The organism is Vibrio ziniensis, assembly GCF_011064285.1.
In the GTDB taxonomy this organism is placed as follows: domain Bacteria; phylum Pseudomonadota; class Gammaproteobacteria; order Enterobacterales; family Vibrionaceae; genus Vibrio; species Vibrio ziniensis.
Genome location: NZ_CP049332.1, coordinates 373,109 through 390,980, shown reverse-complemented (window position 1 = coordinate 390,980; position 17,872 = coordinate 373,109). Strand labels below are relative to the sequence as shown.

At 41.6% G+C, this 17,872-nt stretch carries 19 protein-coding genes; 4 read left to right on the top strand and 15 right to left on the bottom strand.

Annotated elements, in window-relative coordinates; all coding sequences use genetic code 11:
* Positions 1–64: 64 nt before the first annotated feature.
* From G5S32_RS16790 to G5S32_RS16770, 5 genes are all read right to left on the bottom strand, one after another.
* Complete coding sequence (locus tag G5S32_RS16790) at positions 65–247, bottom strand: hypothetical protein (RefSeq protein WP_165313299.1); 183 nt, start codon at positions 245–247, stop codon at positions 65–67.
* A 66-nt stretch (positions 248–313) separates the two neighbouring features.
* Positions 314–1,240, bottom strand: coding sequence for a Gfo/Idh/MocA family protein (locus G5S32_RS16785; protein WP_165313297.1), 927 nt, complete (start codon positions 1,238–1,240; stop codon positions 314–316).
* A gap of 109 nt (positions 1,241–1,349) precedes the next feature.
* Positions 1,350–1,880, bottom strand: coding sequence for an MltR family transcriptional regulator (locus tag G5S32_RS16780; RefSeq protein ID WP_165313295.1), 531 nt, complete (start codon positions 1,878–1,880; stop codon positions 1,350–1,352).
* 83 nt (positions 1,881–1,963) lie between these two features.
* Positions 1,964–3,109: a mannitol-1-phosphate 5-dehydrogenase gene (locus tag G5S32_RS16775; protein WP_165313293.1), complete on the bottom strand. Its 1,146-nt coding sequence runs from the start codon at positions 3,107–3,109 to the stop codon at positions 1,964–1,966.
* 92 nt (positions 3,110–3,201) lie between these two features.
* Positions 3,202–5,094, bottom strand: coding sequence for a PTS mannitol transporter subunit IICBA (locus G5S32_RS16770; RefSeq protein ID WP_165314181.1), 1,893 nt, complete (start codon positions 5,092–5,094; stop codon positions 3,202–3,204).
* Between the two features lie 830 nt (positions 5,095–5,924).
* Here G5S32_RS16770 and G5S32_RS16765 point away from each other — a divergent pair.
* Both G5S32_RS16765 and G5S32_RS16760 read left to right on the top strand, forming a co-directional pair.
* Positions 5,925–6,872: a M23 family metallopeptidase gene (locus tag G5S32_RS16765; protein ID WP_165313292.1), complete on the top strand. Its 948-nt coding sequence runs from the start codon at positions 5,925–5,927 to the stop codon at positions 6,870–6,872.
* 8 nt (positions 6,873–6,880) lie between these two features.
* The gene (locus G5S32_RS16760; protein WP_246201166.1) at positions 6,881–7,246 is read left to right on the top strand and encodes a bactofilin family protein; all 366 of its coding nucleotides are present in this window, start codon (positions 6,881–6,883) and stop codon (positions 7,244–7,246) included.
* A gap of 88 nt (positions 7,247–7,334) precedes the next feature.
* Here G5S32_RS16760 and sstT read toward each other — a convergent pair whose 3' ends face one another.
* From sstT to G5S32_RS16725, 7 genes are all read right to left on the bottom strand, one after another.
* A complete protein-coding gene (gene sstT / locus G5S32_RS16755) occupies positions 7,335–8,555 on the bottom strand; it encodes a serine/threonine transporter SstT (protein ID WP_165313288.1) in 1,221 nt (406 codons plus the stop codon).
* Positions 8,556–8,789: 234 nt separating this feature from the next.
* Positions 8,790–9,848 (bottom strand): ribosome small subunit-dependent GTPase A, encoded by a 1,059-nt coding sequence (gene rsgA / locus G5S32_RS16750; RefSeq protein WP_165313286.1) that lies wholly within the window; start codon positions 9,846–9,848, stop codon positions 8,790–8,792.
* Positions 9,849–10,154: 306 nt separating this feature from the next.
* A complete protein-coding gene (locus tag G5S32_RS16745; protein WP_165313284.1) occupies positions 10,155–10,595 on the bottom strand; it encodes a copper chaperone PCu(A)C in 441 nt (146 codons plus the stop codon).
* A gap of 4 nt (positions 10,596–10,599) precedes the next feature.
* Positions 10,600–11,202 (bottom strand): SCO family protein, encoded by a 603-nt coding sequence (locus G5S32_RS16740; protein ID WP_165313282.1) that lies wholly within the window; start codon positions 11,200–11,202, stop codon positions 10,600–10,602.
* Entirely contained in the window at positions 11,199–11,627 is a 429-nt protein-coding gene (locus G5S32_RS16735) for a hypothetical protein (RefSeq protein WP_165313280.1), read from the bottom strand. The genes G5S32_RS16740 and G5S32_RS16735 overlap by 4 nt, the downstream gene beginning before the upstream one ends.
* A 140-nt stretch (positions 11,628–11,767) precedes the next feature.
* On the bottom strand, positions 11,768–12,688 hold the full coding sequence (locus G5S32_RS16730; protein WP_165313278.1) for a polyprenyl-phosphate transporter: 921 nt from the start codon (positions 12,686–12,688) through the stop codon (positions 11,768–11,770).
* Positions 12,689–12,782: 94 nt separating this feature from the next.
* Entirely contained in the window at positions 12,783–13,535 is a 753-nt protein-coding gene (locus G5S32_RS16725; RefSeq protein ID WP_165313276.1) for a flagellar brake protein, read from the bottom strand.
* A gap of 122 nt (positions 13,536–13,657) precedes the next feature.
* Here G5S32_RS16725 and G5S32_RS16720 point away from each other — a divergent pair, with 122 nt between their 5' ends.
* The gene (locus G5S32_RS16720) at positions 13,658–13,936 is read left to right on the top strand and encodes a GNAT family N-acetyltransferase (protein ID WP_165313274.1); all 279 of its coding nucleotides are present in this window, start codon (positions 13,658–13,660) and stop codon (positions 13,934–13,936) included.
* On the opposite strand, the gene G5S32_RS16715 is transcribed toward G5S32_RS16720, so the two are convergent.
* Positions 13,925–14,890 carry an endonuclease/exonuclease/phosphatase family protein gene (locus G5S32_RS16715; RefSeq protein ID WP_165313272.1) on the bottom strand — a complete coding sequence of 322 codons (966 nt, stop codon included), beginning with the start codon at positions 14,888–14,890 and terminating at the stop codon, positions 13,925–13,927. The two genes, G5S32_RS16720 and G5S32_RS16715, sit on opposite strands and share 12 nt — an antisense overlap.
* 99 nt (positions 14,891–14,989) lie before the next feature.
* On the opposite strand from G5S32_RS16715, the gene G5S32_RS16710 reads away from it, so the two are divergent.
* Complete coding sequence (locus G5S32_RS16710; protein WP_165313270.1) at positions 14,990–16,165, top strand: MFS transporter; 1,176 nt, start codon at positions 14,990–14,992, stop codon at positions 16,163–16,165.
* A 147-nt stretch (positions 16,166–16,312) separates the two neighbouring features.
* On the opposite strand, the gene G5S32_RS16705 is transcribed toward G5S32_RS16710, so the two are convergent.
* Both G5S32_RS16705 and G5S32_RS16700 read right to left on the bottom strand, forming a co-directional pair.
* Entirely contained in the window at positions 16,313–17,443 is a 1,131-nt protein-coding gene (locus tag G5S32_RS16705; protein WP_165313268.1) for an HlyD family secretion protein, read from the bottom strand.
* Complete coding sequence (locus tag G5S32_RS16700; RefSeq protein ID WP_165313265.1) at positions 17,443–17,823, bottom strand: DUF3302 domain-containing protein; 381 nt, start codon at positions 17,821–17,823, stop codon at positions 17,443–17,445. Before G5S32_RS16700 ends, G5S32_RS16705 begins: the two co-directional genes overlap by 1 nt.
* Positions 17,824–17,872 lie beyond the last annotated feature (49 nt).

Genomic DNA, 17,872 nt, shown 5'->3' with positions numbered 1-17,872 from the left:
AACTTTCCGAAAAGAAAATAAAGGAGCAATCCAGTGTCGGATTGCTCCTTTATATATTCTAATACTAAGAATTTTCAGGATAGTCTCTGCGCTTTTTGTTGTGTCTATCTTGCTTGACCTGCCAATGTTCGTTTGGGTCGTAGGCTTCATCACATAAGTCGATGGTGAACCCCATATCCTGAACTTCTTTCAAAGTGAGGTTGTCTGCTAGTTGGGTAACCTGCCCAGCCTTATTTCTTAATTCCATATACCCTCCCGTTGTGCATTCATAGAATAGAGCGGCGACGAGTTAAGTATAGGCGACGACTGCCTGTTAGATTGAACTTTGTATTTTATTGCAGATCGCTTCGGCTAGCCGGTGACTGGCAATATTACGTTCAATTACGGAGGTAGAAAGTGTTCCAGTTTCAACCACGTCTAGCCACTCTTTGATCATGTAAGCAAAGCCTTTACTGTCTAGCATTGGTGTCCAGTCTTTTAATGATAGAGCGGTTTGCTGATTATTCGCCCAGTGCTGACCTGAGACAAACGAATCAAATTCATATGCCTCATTGATTAAATTAGCCTGTATACGCTCGCCTGTGATGCCATACTGACGGTTCATGGATGCATGCAATAGGGTTTCACCGTGTTGCCACTGCACATCAATGCGTGCGAGTTCATTTCCAGACATTTGGTGAGTGACATACACATCTAGTAAGTCGGCTTTAGCAAATAAATTCACGCTGTCTAAGGGATGAATAAAGTCGTCAAAGATAAAGGTTCGGATATCACCTGTTAGGTTGTAACGGTGCTTTTCCCAGCGAAGCGCACGTAAGTTTTCTAATGTCCCTTGCTGTAAACCCGACAGGTGTTGATTAAAGAGCGGGATATGACGGCGGTTAAAACCAACGTATAACGGTTGATGGTATTTTTGTGCTAACTCGTAAAGGGTTTCACAGGCTTGTGCACTGTCGGCAAGCGGCTTATCGACGAAAGTTGGGATACCTTGGCTTAAAAAGAAACTGGCAATTTCAGGATGAATGGCAGTGGCTGCATGAACCATAACTGCATCAACCTTAAAACTAAGCAGCTCTTTGTAATCACGACAAGATTCCGAAATTCGGTATTGTTTTGCCAGTGCAGCCAGAGTTTGCTCGTTGCGAGTACAGAATACAAGTTCGATGTCGGGGATTGATGTAATTACTGGGAGATAGGCTTTTTGCGCGATATCGCCTAGGCCGATAATACCGATTTTCATTGCAGGTTCTCATTCAAGACATAATGGTTAGAAGGCTAACATGCTGATGAAAAAACGGTAGTGTGATGACTTAAAAGTGGGAATACGAGAACATTACTTTCTGTAACGATTAAAACGGGCTCTCTTTGTTGAGGTCATTGCATATTTCTATGATAGCAAGAGATAAACCTGACTTAATCATCTGCTGTTGGCGTTGCAGTTGCAGGTGATAAAAGTCTAAGTCGATATCTAAATCTGGATCGATGGAATTAAAAGCCACCATGCCGGACTTCTTAACAAGGTTAAGCTCTTTTATTTGAGCCACGATGTTGGGATCGGTGAAGGTGTACTCCGAACCGTCTTTGTTCAATTGATTACGAATTTTGATAAAGCACTCAATATCATGGTAGACATCGTCGGCAACAACACCTAAACCATAAAGCAGCTTTAGTCTGACAGAACGATTTCCTAATGGACCTGTATCGTGCAGTAGGGGACCTACTACTGATTGAACAGCGAAATTATCTTTGCGAAAGATTCTTTCCATCAAGTCGTTTATGGCTTCACTGAATACTTCTACGGCAGCAATGAAATAACCACGAACGGATGATGCATCATTTAATCGTTCTAATATTTCAGTTTCGTTAATTGTGTTTACCATATAATGTTCTAATCAAATTTTGGGCTAGAGGACTGAATACCAGCCCTCTAAAGTTGTCGCTTTATTTAATGTTCATTCTTTGTTCAGAACTGACCATATAAAGCTTCAATTTGTTGTATTTCTTTGCCGTTCTCGTCCAAGCCAGTGTAATGGGCAAGTGTTTTTTTCACGCCAACTTCTTGAAGAGATGCTTGCAGTTCTACTGCTTGTGGATCACTGTCGTTGGTGTATTTCAACGCGGCAGCAACGCCTTTTAGTAGAGTGCCATTTGCTACGTTGTACTCAATAGTACCGAGTAATGGCTTAATGAGTCGATCATTTGGGCCTAACTTTCTAATTGGTTGGCGACCAACGCGATCCACTTCATCAATTAGGAATGGATTTGCAAAACGCCCTAGAATTTTTTCGATATAGGCTGCGTGTTTTTCTCTTTCAAATCCGTAGCGATTAATCAGTACTTCACCACTTTCTTCCATCGCTTGTTTAACTTCGCGACGAATCGCTGGGTCTTCGATCGCTTCACGGATCGTTTTATGACCTGCAATGTTACCTAAATAAGCCGTCACACAGTGTCCAGTATTTAGGGTGAATAGCTTACGCTCAACAAATGCCATTAAGTTGCCTGTGCATTCCATGCCTGGAATGTTAGGGATATCACCTTTGAATTGAGTTTCGTCGACAATCCACTCGCTGAACGTTTCAACTGTGACAGCTAGAGGATCTGTTTCCCCTTCTTCTGCTGGAGGAACGATACGGTCTACCGCAGAGTCAACAAAACCAACAAACTGTTCAACTTGTGGCTTAATGTCGTCTGCAAGAAGTTCGAATACCGCTTCTTTTAGTTGAGTTGTACCACGAACCATGTTCTCACAGGCGATAATATTGAGTGGCGAAGTCTTACCGCTCTCGACTCGTTTTTCAAGCCCTTGAGCTAATGTTTTTGCAATGATTTTTAAAACTGTAGGTCCAACCGCCGTTGTAATGAGATCGGACTCTGCAACACAATCAACAACCGTAGGATCGGTAGAATTTATTGCGGTGACACCGGTTACAATTTCAGTAACGCAGTCAGCACCTACCACTTTTACAGGGTATTCTTTGCGTGCGATCAGCTCATTTACAACAACTTGATTGACGTCTGTAAATGTAACATGAATGTTTGCGTCAGCGAGTAACTTACCAATAAATCCGCGACCAATGTTGCCAGCACCAAAATGCAACGCTTTCATAACATACCTTCCAAAAATTCAAATTTAAAAGAAGGCCAGTCGGGGGAGACCGGCCTTAAGTTCATCGTGTAGGAGCATGACCCAAGAACGCTTTAGCCATTTAATATACGAAGAACATCACCAGGGTTAGTTGTGGTCTTCAAACACTCAATGGCTTCTTCGTCATCAAGTGAGTTGGTGATAGCAGTGATAACTTGAATATGTTCATCGCCTTGCGCAGCAATACCGATAACTAATTTCGCCACATCGTCTTCGTCTTCACCCCACTGAACACCTTCAGGGAATTGGCAGAAAACGATGCCGGTTTTCTTAACATACTGTTTAGTTTCGATAGTTCCGTGAGGAACAGCGATGGACTCACCCAGATATGTAGACACCAATTGCTCTCTCGCTAGCATGCCTTCGACATACTCAGGTGCTACATGGCCTAGTTTTACAAGTTGTTCACCAGCAAACTTGATCACTTCTTCTTTGCTTTTTGGAGTTAAGCCCAAGAAGATGTTCTCATTGGAAAGCTTTAGTGTTTTGTCTTCACTAGAGTCAGTGTTTGCTGGTGCTTCAGGCTTTTTTAGCGCGCCCTCTTTAGCCGCTGTAAGTTCTGCAACCAAGTTGTCGTACAGAGCGTTATCAAGGAAGTTTGATAGCGAAATGTGTTTAGCATTAGCTGCATGTTTACGTGCACGGTCAGTAAGATCGCGGTGAGTTACAACGATATCTACGTCGCTAGGAAGATTGTTAATTGCTAGGTTTGTTACTTCAATATCGAGATTTGCAGCATCAACTTTCTTGCGTAGAAGGCTAGCGCCCATTGCGCTTGAACCCATACCGGCATCACAAGCTACGATGATTTTACGAACGCTGCCCATATCGATGTTAGCTACAACAGTTTGACCTTTAGAAGACGCTTTCATGTCTTGCATTTGGCTAGTTGCTTGTTCTAGAGAATCGTCATCTTCAGTCGTTGTTTGTTTCTGAGTTTTCATCAGTAGCGATGCAACGAAGAATGAAACAGCTGCTGAACAGATTACTGAAAGGATAACGCCAACGAATGCCGATTTTGGAGTCATCAGTAGAACTGCGAAGATAGAACCAGGAGATGCTGGAGATACAAGACCTGAATCAAACATTACGTTAGTGAATACACCAGTCATGCCACCTGCGATTACAGCGATGATTAGACGTGGGTTCATTAGCACGTATGGGAAGTAGATCTCGTGGATACCACCTAGGAAGTGGATGATTGAAGCACCCGCTGCTGATTGTTTAGCACTACCTTTACCAAATACCATGTAAGCGATTAGTAGACCTAGACCTGGGCCTGGGTTAGCTTCGATTAGGAAGAAGATAGACTTACCTAGTTCCTCAGATTGCTGAATACCAAGTGGTGAGAAGATACCGTGGTTGATAGCATTGTTAAGGAATAGGATTTTAGCAGGCTCAACAAAAAGTGAAGTTAAAGGTAGTAGACCTGATTCAACTAGAGTGTTTACGCCAGCAGCTAGACCAGTAGAAAGAACTTTAACTGCAGGGCCGATAATCAAGTACGCAATGATTGCGCAGATCATACCGATGATACCAGCAGAGAAGTTGTTCACTAGCATTTCAAAACCGCTCTTCACTTTACCGTGAACAGCTTGGTCGAATTTTTTGATAGCAAGAGCGCCAAGAGGGCCTGCAATCATTGCACCCATAAACATTGGAATGTCAGTACCAACAATGACACCCATAGTGGTTACTGCACCAACAACTGCACCACGATCGCCTGCAACCATTTTACCACCGGTATAACCGATAAGTAGTGGTAGCAAGTAAGTGATCATTGGGCCAACCATGCTGGATAGTGTTTCATTTGGAATCCAACCAGTTGGAATGAATAGTGCTGTAATAAAACCCCAAGCGATAAACGCGCCGATATTCGGCATTACCATATTGGAAAGGAATCGGCCAAAATTCTGTACCTTGACCTTTGCTTCTGGTGATAACATAAGTGTACCCCGTTCGATGTTCTGATTAATTTTGTTGTAGTAACGGTTCGCCAAAACCGCTGATTGATTAACACTCAATAAATCTACCACACAATTTCTAGTTAGCTCTGAGAACGGGTTTTTTGTGATCAAACAATCATATTTAAAGCACTTCAAATAATTTCTTTGTGATCTTCATCATTTTTTTGTTATGTAATTTTGTTACAAAATTAATTTTATTTTTTTGTCAATTTGTATTTAATGCTCAATGTATCATTTTTGATAAAAAATCATTTTTAAAATTATCGATCAAAATCACATATTCATAAAATTAAATCCTTATATAGAAATTTAAGGAGACATAAATCACACTTATTAATTTATTTCACATATTGAAATAAATAGTGGAATTATTAGTGAGATATTTGTAATTTAGATACAAAATTTTGGCGAGCAAAATATGAGCAATAAATGCGAACGGTGAGTTTTCATGGTGCTGATAAAGAACGCCGAAAATACCTACTCTTTATTGCTACTTCATTAGCCAAATTTGTGGAAGCTATTCTCTGTAGGTGTACAAGGATATCTAAACGATAGACGCTGATTCAAATGTCGGCAGATTCTTATTCTTTAGTGTGCATAACTGATTGATTAGTGCATGAAAATGAGCAAACACTAAATCAAATCAGGCACTTAATTTCATATCTATTTACATCTGCTGAATTATTAATAATTAGGGAAAGTGCCTCAGAAGTGTGAATTGGAAGCAACAACGGGAACCAAGTGGTTTAGCCAGTTGCATTTCCTTGTTAGAATTCCGCCACTTTCAATATGGACACTAGAATTTGTGAATGAAAGAAAACGTAATAGTTTCCGTTTCTTCGATTAACGGGACACGGCATTTCCATCTAGGGAAGCTTTATCGATATTGTTTAAAAGGTATTGGTTATTTACTGTTTGCCAGTGTTCTTGCTACGGGAGCGTTTATATATAAACTCGTTAATGACGCTTACTTTGCGCGTTTAAAGCAGCTTGAACTGGAAAATAAATCATTAACGCTATCTGAAGAAGTATCTTCTCTCAAAAGTTTAAAAGCTAACTTAGAGGGAGATCTATTGGAACGAGAAGAAAAAATTCAACTTGTTTCAGACAAACTTGGTGACCTTGAGAAAGTGCTCGGAATGGGAGAAACATCTTCCGAATTGGAGTCCCGTTTAGATACGGCTGCAATTACCTCATCAGTAAGGATGGTGATGTTGACTCAAATTCCAAGCGGTTCTCCTGTACAAAAAGGACGAATTTCGTCTAGTTATGGTAAAAGGGTTCACCCAGTAACTGGGAAAGCAGCGTTTCATCGGGGCCAAGATTTTGCTGTAAATACTGGAACCCCAATTTATGCGCCTGCAGATGGTGTTGTGGAAATTACCCGTAAAAGTGATCAAGGGTCAGGTAATTTTCTTCGCTTATTGCATATGCACGGGTTTAGCAGCTCTTTTTCACACTTACAAAAATTCGCAGTTAACAGTGGCGACTTTGTTCAAAAGGGTGATTTGATTGCTTACTCAGGCAATAGTGGCCTTTCTTCAGGACCACATTTACATTATGAAATTCGATTCGTCGGTCGTTCATTAGACCCTAAACCGTTTGTTCATTGGGGAATAAATAACTTTGAGACGATATTTAGTGAGGTTAAAGGTATTCGATGGGAATCTTTGGTAAATCAAGTCGAGCTAAGAGTCAGCACTCAGCTACCACTCTCATTGCAAAAGGCTGTTCAATCAACGGAAAATTCCGGGTAGAAAGCAATATGCAAGTGGATGGCGCAGTTGAAGGTGAAATTCACGTTAATAAAACTTTAATTATTAGCGAATCTGGTCGAGCTAGCGGCGAAATTTTTGCAAAGCACATTGTTATCAATGGTGAATTCGAAGGAATTTGTCACGCGACTAAAATCGAAATTCTACGTCGTGGTAAAGTTACTGGTACTATTTACAGTGATGATTTGAGTATCGAGCAGGGTGGTCGTTTCAACGGTGTTACTCATGCTGCAGAGAATAACGCAGACAGTAAATCTGTGGTTGAATTGGCAGATAAAGTGAAAGAAGTGAAAGCTCAAGAGACAAAGGTACAAGAGGTGAAAACCCAAGAACCTAAACTCGCTGCTCAGAAGTAACTATTTGGACAACAAGTAATTATTTAGAAATAAAAATCCGCCCTACAGAGGCGGATTTTTTTGAACGGCGAGTCGCTTGAGTGACTACTTATCTTTGAGATTTCTTATGCTCAGCTTTGCAAACGGCTGCTGTAAATACAACGTCCGTTGAGCTGTTTAGCGCGGTTTCCGCAGAATCCTGAATCACGCCAATGATGAAGCCAACGGCTACTACTTGCATCGCAACATCATTTGAGATACCAAACAGACCACATGCTAGTGGAATCAGAAGTAATGAACCACCAGCAACGCCAGATGCGCCACAAGCAGAAATTGCAGCAACAACACTTAGTAGTACAGCAGTTAACAAGTCAACTTCAATTCCCAATGTGTTTACTGCAGCAAGCGTAAGTACAGTGATTGTGATTGCTGCACCCGCCATGTTGATGGTTGCGCCTAGAGGAATAGATACAGAGTAAGTATCTTCATCCAGTTCTAATTTCTCACAAAGTGCCATGTTCACTGGAATGTTCGCTGCGCTTGAACGAGTGAAGAATGCTGTCATACCACTTTCACGTAAACATTGTAGAACCAGCGGGTATGGGTTTTCACCAGTTTTTACGTATACGATCAATGGGTTAACGATCAGAGCAATAAATGCCATCGCACCTAGTAGAACCGCAAGAAGTTGAGCGTAACCAGCTAGAGCGCCGAAACCAGTTGTCGCAAATGTAGAAGCTACAAGACCGAAGATACCAAAAGGTGCTAGACGGATAATGAAACGTACGATTTGAGAAACGCCATGGCTTAGGTCTTCAAACACCGCTTTAGTCGTTGCTGAAGCATGGTGAAGTGCTAGACCAAGACCCACGCCCCAAGCAAGAATACCAATGTAGTTTGCTGACATTAGTGCATTTACTGGGTTATCAACCAACTTGAATAGAAGTGTATTCAGTACTTCAGTAATACCTTGAGGAGGATTAGCACCTTCTGCACCCGCAACAAGCGTTAAAGTTGTTGGGAACATGAAGCTCAGTACAACGGCTGTTAGAGCTGCAGTGAATGTGCCTAGTAAGTATAAAATTACTATAGGACGCATGTATGTGTGTTGGTTTTTCTTTTGATTAGCAATAGACGCTGCAACCAAGATGAAAACAAGCACTGGTGCTACGGCTTTTAAAGCTCCGACAAAAAGGTTACCAAGTAAGCCAACGCTTTGAGCAGAATCTGGTGAAACAGAAGCGACGATAGCACCTAAAACGATGCCAACGAGGATCTGAAGCACCAAATTGCCGCGAGCGAAGCGGGCAAAAAGATTGTTGCTTTGCATAATTATCCCTGCAATGAATAAATAGTTTGAATTGTAATGTTTACAGCAGTAGTTGCTGTAGGGGGCTAATATTAACGTTGCAGGACAATGTGTCTAGGATTTATTTATAGTTAGAATAATATTTAACGGAGATGTTGAATTTCGACACATTTTTGATGAAATGTTTCGCATTTGTAGCTGTTGTTTTTGGTGAAAAGTAAAGGGTGATATTTCACCCTTTACTTATATAGCGGATTAATATCCTTTTTCCCTAGATTGTATTTCCTTCATTACGCTTTTCACGTGTTTATGGAAATCTTTCTCTTTGGAACGCCTTTCAGCTATGGATTCACTATTTCGTGCTTGTTCGGCGAGAAGTTTACGATAGTTACGCAGTCTTCTCTCATCAAGCTCTTCACTTTCTATTGCCTTTAACACGGCACAGCCAGGCTCGCTAATGTGTTTGCAATCACTGAAACGACATTTATTCGCTAAATTGGCGACATCGGCGAAGACTTCTTCGATGCCTTGCTCACAGTCGGAAATCTGAATTTCACGCATTCCCGGAGTATCAAGCAGCAAAGCGCCTGAAGGCATTGAAAGCAACGAACGAGACGTAGTGGTATGACGTCCTTTGCTGTCCTGTTCACGAATACCGCTGGTTTGTTGTGTCTCGCTACCCATTAGTGTATTCACCACGGTAGATTTACCTACACCAGAAGATCCCATAAACGCGATGGTTTTTCCTATTTTGCACCATGGCTTTAAGCTTTGGCAGCTTTCTGAGGAAAGCGCATTGATGCATTCCACATTTAGCATTGGGTTTAAGGCTTGAACCTGCTGTTTTTTGTCATCAACATCATCACATAAATCAGCTTTGGTTAGGACGATAACTGGCTCAACCTGTGCCTCTTTGGCTAGAGCCAAATAACGCTCAATACGACTCAAATTAAAATCATGATTGAGTGATGAGACAATGAACACCGTGTCCACATTAGATGCGATAAGCTGTTCGTAAGATTTAATGCCAGCAGCTTTTCTGCTAAAGAGAGATTGGCGATCCAGCAGTTTAATAAACTGGTGAGTTTCCCGTTCAAGCAGTATCCAGTCTCCTACCGTCATTGATGGTAGCTTTGCGTGGATATCTAAGTGAATCTCGCCATTTTCTGTCCAACAGATGTAGCCAGAACGGTGATGTCCACTGATACGAGCAGGAATTGTAGTTTCTAATTCATCCCAACTAAGTTGTTGCTGGTAAACAGGTCGCCATCCTAATTGTGGCAAAGAAAGTGATAAAGTTTCTTTTAAACTCATTTGGTTACCCCAGACACGCGCAGGTACGCTGTCTTATAACGTAATTATATATGACTAGGGTCGAATAAAGGTGTGACCCCGGTTAATCAAACACCGGGCAAATCGAAACGAAGAAAAGGTTGAAAGTTAAGCTTTCTTCTCTGAACTTGCACGGCGAGTGTTGAATACAATCATTAAAATCTCCTCATTGTCTCTGCTTTAAATACATGCAAATGATAGCATAAGAGGCGGGAATGCCCACCTCTTTTTATATGGTGACTCATGTGAGTCTGGATTGTATCAGTTCAGAACGCGAGATTAATGATGTTACATTTTCATTCCGTTCATCACTTTTTTCACTGGAGCCTTAAACTTCAGCTGCTCGCCATTTTTGAATGTTACCTGAACATTGATTTCTTCGCCTTCAGATAATGGTTTAGGCAGGTTGAATAGCATGATGTGGAAGCTGCCCGGTTTTAATTCTAATTTACCCTTCGCTGGCACTTTCAATTCAGTGATCTGACGCATTTTCATAACATCACCTTCTTTGATGACATCGTGCAGTTCAACTTTACCTGCTGCATCAGTTGTTGCTGAAACAATGTATCGGTCGGTATCGCTTCTGTTTACTATCTCGCCAAACACTGCGCTGGTTACTGCTGTTGGTGGTGTTGCTCTTGCGTATGGATTATGAACCATGATATCCATTTGAGCATAGGCTAAAGGGCTTGATAGTAAGCTCATTAATAACAGTGCTTTACCTTTCATTGTTTCATCCTTTTGTTGGTTGAGTGACTTCTTTTATGGCTTCCACTATTGGAGCAGGATTCTGCGTATGTGGAACTTTAGTTATAAGAGTGCCGTCTGGTTTCAAAAAATAAAAATAGGAGCTATGGTCGAGCGTGTACTTTAGCTCTGAGTTTGGTAATTCTGTTTTACGAAAGATGACACCGTATCGATTTGCCAATGATGTTGTCACATCTAAAGGCGCTGACAGACCTTCGATCATAGCGTGGAAATAGTGTGCATAAGTTGCAGATGAATCTGCGTCATCTCGCTCCGGATCTAATGAAACAAACATTGGTCTTAATTGCTTTTTGGTCTCGTCGTCGATTTGATTCAACGCACCTGCCAGCATTGCTAGGGAGGTTGGGCAAACATCAGGGCAGCGTGTAAAGCCAAAATAGACAACACGAATACGGCTGTCAGCCGTATCAAAGATATTCACGGCCTGGTTTTTCTCACCGTACAGCGTCACGTTGGAAGCTGTTTGCATATTTTCTTTCTTGAGCGATTCCTGAGAATCGAAATAGCTCTTGGTACCAAAACCCAATACAAAGGCCACGATTAAAACTAAAGACCAATTTTTACTCATCGTTCCATCCTTAATGCTGGGAGAACCGTTGTTTTACTGTCGGAAAGTTGCCCTACCCATGTCATCGAATCATTGGTGCAGACTGGTAATATAATGTCGGTTTCAAATTTGTCCGATTCTACTTTTTTAAGCACATACTTCACTGTGCCCATCTCCATTTCAACACCTTCCAAACTTAAAACGAGCTGTTGGGCTTCACTATTTGGCCACGAAACCGTGAGACGATTGGCAACTAACGGATGTACGGTTGGTTGAGCTAAAGACATGGAAATACCTTTCTGGATACAAGGTGTGGTCGACAATACGCAATATTGAGAAAGATCGATGTTCTTTGTTTTTTCAGAAAAGAGTTTGATGATATCGCTTGCAAAAAAACCAGCAAGAAGTGCGATGAATATGGCGAGAAGTTTTAAAACAGAACGCATTTTCTTACACATGGTTAGGAAAGATGTGCGCATCCTAGCATAAACCTAGACTAAGGTTAGGAAAAATAGGGGAAAATGTGGAAGGGTTCAAGCAAACAAAAGGCGGCTAGATGCCGCCTTAGACAAGGTATAAACAACGTTTATACATCATGCTTTTCAGCGTATTTTTCCAGCCCTAATACTAATGCAATCGCGCAGAGCATAAAGATAATGGCAACAACAACTTGCGATGATTGGGATGTGACCGCCTCAAAATCGAATGGCGACAGGTTGTGCTGAAGCAGCGGAACTTGTTCACCATTAGAGTTTGTGCGCCACGAGATGGTCTCTTTCCAAGGCCAGATCTTAGGTAAAGTACCCAGCATTAAACCTGTTAGGTACATCAGAGTTACTTCGCGAAAATGCTTCAGTAGCCATGAAAGAATGTGAGAAAAGGTTAATAGTCCTATTATACAGCCCACAGCAAATAATAGCAGGATATCGATCTGTGCACTTTTCACTGCACCCAATACGGTCGCGTACATACCTATTAGCAGAAGAATAAAACTGCCTGAAATACCTGGTAGTATCATTGCACAAATAGCAATAGCACCTGCAATTATGACGTTAATGTTGCTTGGTTCCAGATTGAGAGGTTTTAAAATCGTGATGCTATAAGCGAAAGCGACACCGATGGCTAAGCATATCCAGCGTGACACAGTTTTGTGCTCCACTTGTTTGAGCATGTGGAATACCGATACGAGAATTAAGCCAAAGAAGAAAGACCAAGTAGGAATGGGATGCATCACTAATGCCCAAGAGATCAGCTTCGCTAAAGTTGCGATGCTAGTGAGTATCCCTGCGAACAAGGAGATCAGGAAAAAGCCATTAATGTATTGGAACGCTGCGGCAAACCCTTCGCGCTTCCATATCCCCAGTGTACTCGGGTTTATGCGTCGAATACTTTCTAACAAAGTGTCATAAATACCCGTAATGAAAGCAATGGTTCCGCCTGAAACTCCGGGCACAACATCTGCTGCACCCATCGCCATTCCTTTAATAAACGTACTAAAGTAGTTCATTTGTAACCTTAAAATGAGAAAGATGCACAGGAGTATAGCGAAAATTACTATGCCATACTCCTAGGTTTTGGCTAGATATTGAGAAATTAATGCATTAGGAGATTCGTTCGAAATTCAGTGTTAGTTTTGTTCCATTGAATTTTAGCTGACTTAGTAGGTTTTTAGCGTTCTTTTGTCCTTGCTCGTTAAATTCCATACCGTAACGTGCATAGTGGGTTGAACGTTGAAGATTACAGATTTTTCCGGTTAGCGGAGCAAAGACCTTGCTACCTCGTTGGTCTGCAAATATTTCAATCGCAACCATCTCGCCAACTTGGTAGGTTCTACCTACTGGTGGAGCTATGAACCGGCAACCGCTTTTTGATAAGTCACGTATTTCTCCGTTAGCTCTATGCTCACCACAAATCACTTTACCTGGTAGGTTAACTTCAAATCGTGGCTCTTTTCTCAGTTGTGTTACCTGCATTGAACTTGGGATAGAGAGCATTGCAAGTGGAATGGGCTCTTGTACAACATGTAATAGCTGGCTACGGAAATGGATCATCGCGCCTTCACCTCGTGACGAAATTGCACGAATATTGATCCAAAAGCCCTCTTGGAAGTAAAAACTCATGTCGCTTGCTGAGATGTTAGGGATCTCAATGAGAAGGTAAGTGTCTGAATGCGTGCCAATAAATGGAGTTTTACAGATAAACTTTGTACCAACTGGTGTTGTAATATTGAGCTTCAACTCGCTACTGTGCTCAACCATGGCTAGGGCATCAGTGCTATTGAGAGTGATAACGGATTTATTCGGTTTAGCTACAGTAGGCTTATCATTTTTGGTCGCTGATAGCTGTGAGGTCATCCATAATCTCCAACAAGATAATTTATTATTTTTTTAAGAGTTGAGATTTTATGGTTATGTATTCAGACTTTCAATTCATCATATATATAAAGTGATACTTAATTAGCAATTTGGACATAAAAATGAAACATACAGTAATTTATGACAGGGAGAACGAATGCTTCCGAGTTCATCTAGAAGGTGAGTATTATGCAGTTGTACGCTATCAGTTCTTTGATAAAGCGATGCATATAACCTCAACCAAAGTTCCGGAAGTTCTTCAAGGTAAAGGCTATGGAAAGATTATGATGGAAAGCGTGTTGCCCATGATTGAAACACAAGGATTTAAAATTGTGCCTGTGTGTAGTTACGTAAAACACTATTTAGATCGTCACCCTGAATGGCAGCATTTACGTGCGTAGTTCCAACGTTACTGCGACAAAGGCATGATCACTGGCGAATTGGTCGAGTTCAAAATTCGGGTTTATCAGATGTTGGTCCTCAACGTGAAAATTGATCACTCGAGCAATGTTGTGATCGGTTTCCGAACCGAAGTCACTTGAAAGTAGTATGTAATCCAGAACTTGCCCTGAAGCACCAGTGTAGTGAGTGGGTTTACGCTGCGCAGTACCAGTGTGGCAATATAGCTCCCAGCTATCGAGAAGTTGATAGGGCAAAAGTGGCAAGTAAGAGTCCGGTTGGCGAAAACGGTGAGTAGAGCGTAGACAAGCGAATTCTTGGCTATCAAGTATCTGGTTAAAGTCGCCCATTAAAACGACTGGGTGACCCGTTATTCTTTTTCTTTCCATTATCTCTTGATGTAACAAAGCAGCTTCAAATCCTCTCTGTACAGTGGAAATCCAATTGCCATAAGTTTCTTGCTGCCAAGCTTCGAAAACGCTCGAGTTTTCTTCTTTACGATCCGATGTGGGGCGCTGTGACTTAAAGTGCACGATATAGACATCCAATTTACCGACAATAGGGTGGTTAAGCGTCGCTCTGAGCGGCTTTCGATAAAAGTTAAAAGCGTTTTCTGAGTTCGGCTTATCGACTTCAATAGCTTCAACACCTGTCAATTCATAACGTGAAGCAATACCCACAACTGGATGTGTATAAATATACTCATCCGAGATTTTGGGTTGGTCAACAACGAAGAAGTGGGCGTAGCCTAGTTCCTTTAATTGAATCTCTAGTTCTTTTGCACTGAAAATTTCTTGAAATCCAATGACATCTGCATCTAAGACGGATAATTTTCTATCTAACCATTGCTTCTTCTTATTCCATTGATTTTCATCATAAATATTATTGAATTCGTAAAAAGCACTCGGCGGTGCGAGATAGTTGAACAAGTTTACGGTAGCAAAGCGAATCTGCATCAGTAGTTGCTCCTGTGTATTTAGTTTTAATCGTTAGGTTACAGCTAAAGCAGGATTGATTACACTGAGAACATGATAACAAGGATGATAATACTTTTCATGAACACTAAAAATTGGCGTACGCCACAAAACTTCCTGATGGTTATTTCTGCAATTGTGCCAATTGCTTTTGCCAGTTGGATGGCTCTACTGAATAACTTCGTGATTGAAAAAGCGAATTTTAACGGTGCTGATATTGGTTTGCTTCAGAGCGTGCGTGAAATACCAGGGTTTCTTGCTTTCACGGCTGTATTTGTTTTGCTCTTTGTTCGAGAACAGCGCTTTATGCTGATTTCTCTGATGATGCTGACTTTAGGCACGGCAATCACAGGTTTCTTCCCTTCTCTCACGGGGTTGCTGTTAACAACCTTATTGATGTCTTCTGGTTTCCACTATTTTGAAACATTGAAACAGTCACTATCACTTCAATGGCTGAGTAAAGATGAAGCTCCAGAAATGCTTGGTAAGATGATATCTATTGGTGCGTTAGCATCACTGCTTACATACAGCGCTTTGTGGGTCATGCTTGAACAACTGAATTTGAGCTATGAATGGGTGTATGGAATTACCGGTGGATTGGCGCTGGCTTTAGTTGTGGCTGCTACGGTAGCTTTCCCAGAATTTAAATCAGCGACACCTCAGACCAAGAAGTTGGTTTTACGTAAGCGCTACTGGCTCTATTATGCTTTAACTTTCATGAGTGGTGCCCGTCGTCAAATATTTACTGTGTTTGCTGGCTTCTTAATGGTTGAAAAATTTGGCTATACCGCAGCAGACATCACACTTCTTTTTTTGATCAACTACGTATTTAACTTCCTGTTTGCTAAACGAATTGGTCGCTTCATCGGAGTAGTTGGTGAACGTAAAGCACTCATCGTGGAGTATGTAGGATTAATTGGTGTTTTTGTAGGTTATGCACTAGTGACTGATGCGCACTGGGCTGCAGGTCTGTATGTTGTTGACCACTTATTCTTTGCACTGGCATTAGCTGTTAAAACATACTTCCAAAAAATTGCAGATCCTGCGGATATGGCTTCGACAGCGGGGGTGGCATTTACCATTAACCATATCGCTGCAGTAATTATTCCTGTGAGTTTTGGTTTGTTGTGGCTCGTATCGCCAGCTGCGGTATTTTACATTGGTGCCGGAATGGCGTGCGTGTCACTGCTGTTGTCCCTCAACATTCCGAAACAGCCTGAAGAAGGCAATGAAGTTCGTGTATTACGTTGGGCCTAGTTGTTTGGGTAATCGAGGATTAATACCATTCGCTGCTCGCCGATGCTCAGTCTGATCATATTTTTATCTAGGATGGTATAAAAACACCGCATTTACTGCGGCGTTTCCTTAATTAAATATCCTAGGAGACTACTAGATTATTCGATATTAATGATCCAGATATAAGTAATTTTGCCAGCTCTTCATACGAATTAGCACCTTACGCATGATAGAAACGTGTTCAAAGCTGTCAGAATACACCGCTATCTCTGCGCTTGATCCTAGAGGTAGATGGTATTCGCTCATATCGTCGGTAAGTTTCAGTTTCACCATTACTCGGCCTTGTGTGTTGATAGCTTGCGTGCCTAGTAATGAGCCTCTTGCCTGAATTTGACCTTCTGCAATTGCAGGAATGACGTCCACCACTTCACCTTTAAACACCTTGCCCGGAATTGAACGGAATACGAACTCCGCTTCAAATCCGGATTTTAATCTTTGCATCGAGTTTTGACGGAAAGCACCGTAGAAATAAACGTCTTCTGTGTGTACGAACGTCATTACAGGCGCTAATGGGAGTGGAACCGCCATCATCCCCGGACGTAATGCAAGTTGCGTAACGAAGCCATCAGTTGGCGCAGTTACAACCGTTTGCTCTAGGTTGAATTGCGCTTGAACCAGTTCAGCTTCAACGCGGGCAACCGTAGTGTTTTCGCCATTAATTTGCGATTCATAAGCAAGACGAGCTGATTCTTGACTAGCCTGAGCTGCTTCAAAAGAAGCTTGGGCGCCCTTGTATGCTTGATTAGTCGTATCAACTTGTTGAGCGGTAAATGCACCACGTTTAAAGCCTTTCTCGTATCGCTCGTACTCTCGTTTGGCTTTATCGCGAGCCGCTTCTGCTTTAGTGGTATTTGATACTGCTTCTTTGTAAACAGACTCTAACTGCAGCACTTGTTGTTCAGCTTCTGCCACGGCCGCTTCTTTACGAACAACTTCTGCTTCAAAAGGAGTTGGGTCAATCTTAAATAGAGTATCCCCTTTTCTCAGTGGCTGGTTGGCAACAACATCGACTTCAATAACCTTTCCGCGAACACCAGAAACGATTGGAGTAGTGCTATAAGCTTGGCCACCAATAGCAGTAAATGGATGGTTATAGTTCATCAAAAGAATCAGTGTGCCAATGAGTATCACGCCACCTAAGACTGCTGTCGGTACTGACCACTTGTTTAGCGGAATTTTAAAGACTTTAAAAATGGCAATACAAATCGCGGTGTAAGTCAGAATAAGTAACAAATCCATTATTTTTGCTCCTCTTCTTGAGTAGTCTCTTTAGCCGTAGGAGCTTGGTTTTGACTTAGTTTTGCAATTTCAGTTTTTAGCATAGCCACTTGTTGGGTTAACTCGTCAACACGTACATGAATATCATGCGTTTCTTCTTGAAGTTTGTGGAAGCCCCAACCACGATCTTCGCGCCATAATGTTGCCCAAATCCATAAGAATGGCCACAAAACATGCAAAGTAAAAAGGCTGACCCAACCTGCCACGTGAATGGCATCTTGATGTGGATGGTTGCGTTCTTTAGCAATTTCGTACGGAATGTCATGAATGACGATGATGCCGTAAAAAATCACTAAACACACAAATACCAACATACCTAGGGCAAAATAATCTAAAAACATAGAATGGTCCTATATAAATTGAATACTTATCGTCTTGATTTACAAAAGC

Bases quoted from the DNA above. Each gene is read 5' to 3' on its own strand.
- G5S32_RS16730 (WP_165313278.1), bottom strand. From the start codon at position 12,688: ATGAACTACTTTAGTACGTTTATTAAAGGAATGGCGATGGGTGCAGCA.
- G5S32_RS16745 (WP_165313284.1), bottom strand. From the start codon at position 10,595: ATGAAAGGTAAAGCACTGTTATTAATGAGCTTACTATCAAGCCCTTTA.
- G5S32_RS16705 (WP_165313268.1), bottom strand. From the start codon at position 17,443: ATGGATTTGTTACTTATTCTGACTTACACCGCGATTTGTATTGCCATT.
- G5S32_RS16715 (WP_165313272.1), bottom strand. From the start codon at position 14,890: ATGCAGATTCGCTTTGCTACCGTAAACTTGTTCAACTATCTCGCACCG.
- G5S32_RS16765 (WP_165313292.1), top strand. From the start codon at position 5,925: ATGAAAGAAAACGTAATAGTTTCCGTTTCTTCGATTAACGGGACACGG.
- G5S32_RS16760 (WP_246201166.1), top strand. From the start codon at position 6,881: ATGCAAGTGGATGGCGCAGTTGAAGGTGAAATTCACGTTAATAAAACT.
- G5S32_RS16720 (WP_165313274.1), top strand. From the start codon at position 13,658: ATGAAACATACAGTAATTTATGACAGGGAGAACGAATGCTTCCGAGTT.
- G5S32_RS16785 (WP_165313297.1), bottom strand. From the start codon at position 1,240: ATGAAAATCGGTATTATCGGCCTAGGCGATATCGCGCAAAAAGCCTAT.
- G5S32_RS16710 (WP_165313270.1), top strand. From the start codon at position 14,990: ATGAACACTAAAAATTGGCGTACGCCACAAAACTTCCTGATGGTTATT.
- G5S32_RS16775 (WP_165313293.1), bottom strand. From the start codon at position 3,109: ATGAAAGCGTTGCATTTTGGTGCTGGCAACATTGGTCGCGGATTTATT.
- G5S32_RS16740 (WP_165313282.1), bottom strand. From the start codon at position 11,202: ATGAGTAAAAATTGGTCTTTAGTTTTAATCGTGGCCTTTGTATTGGGT.
- sstT (WP_165313288.1), bottom strand. From the start codon at position 8,555: ATGCAAAGCAACAATCTTTTTGCCCGCTTCGCTCGCGGCAATTTGGTG.
- G5S32_RS16735 (WP_165313280.1), bottom strand. From the start codon at position 11,627: ATGCGTTCTGTTTTAAAACTTCTCGCCATATTCATCGCACTTCTTGCT.
- G5S32_RS16700 (WP_165313265.1), bottom strand. From the start codon at position 17,823: ATGTTTTTAGATTATTTTGCCCTAGGTATGTTGGTATTTGTGTGTTTA.
- G5S32_RS16725 (WP_165313276.1), bottom strand. From the start codon at position 13,535: ATGACCTCACAGCTATCAGCGACCAAAAATGATAAGCCTACTGTAGCT.
- G5S32_RS16780 (WP_165313295.1), bottom strand. From the start codon at position 1,880: ATGGTAAACACAATTAACGAAACTGAAATATTAGAACGATTAAATGAT.
- rsgA (WP_165313286.1), bottom strand. From the start codon at position 9,848: ATGAGTTTAAAAGAAACTTTATCACTTTCTTTGCCACAATTAGGATGG.
- G5S32_RS16770 (WP_165314181.1), bottom strand. From the start codon at position 5,094: ATGTTATCACCAGAAGCAAAGGTCAAGGTACAGAATTTTGGCCGATTC.
- G5S32_RS16790 (WP_165313299.1), bottom strand. From the start codon at position 247: ATGGAATTAAGAAATAAGGCTGGGCAGGTTACCCAACTAGCAGACAAC.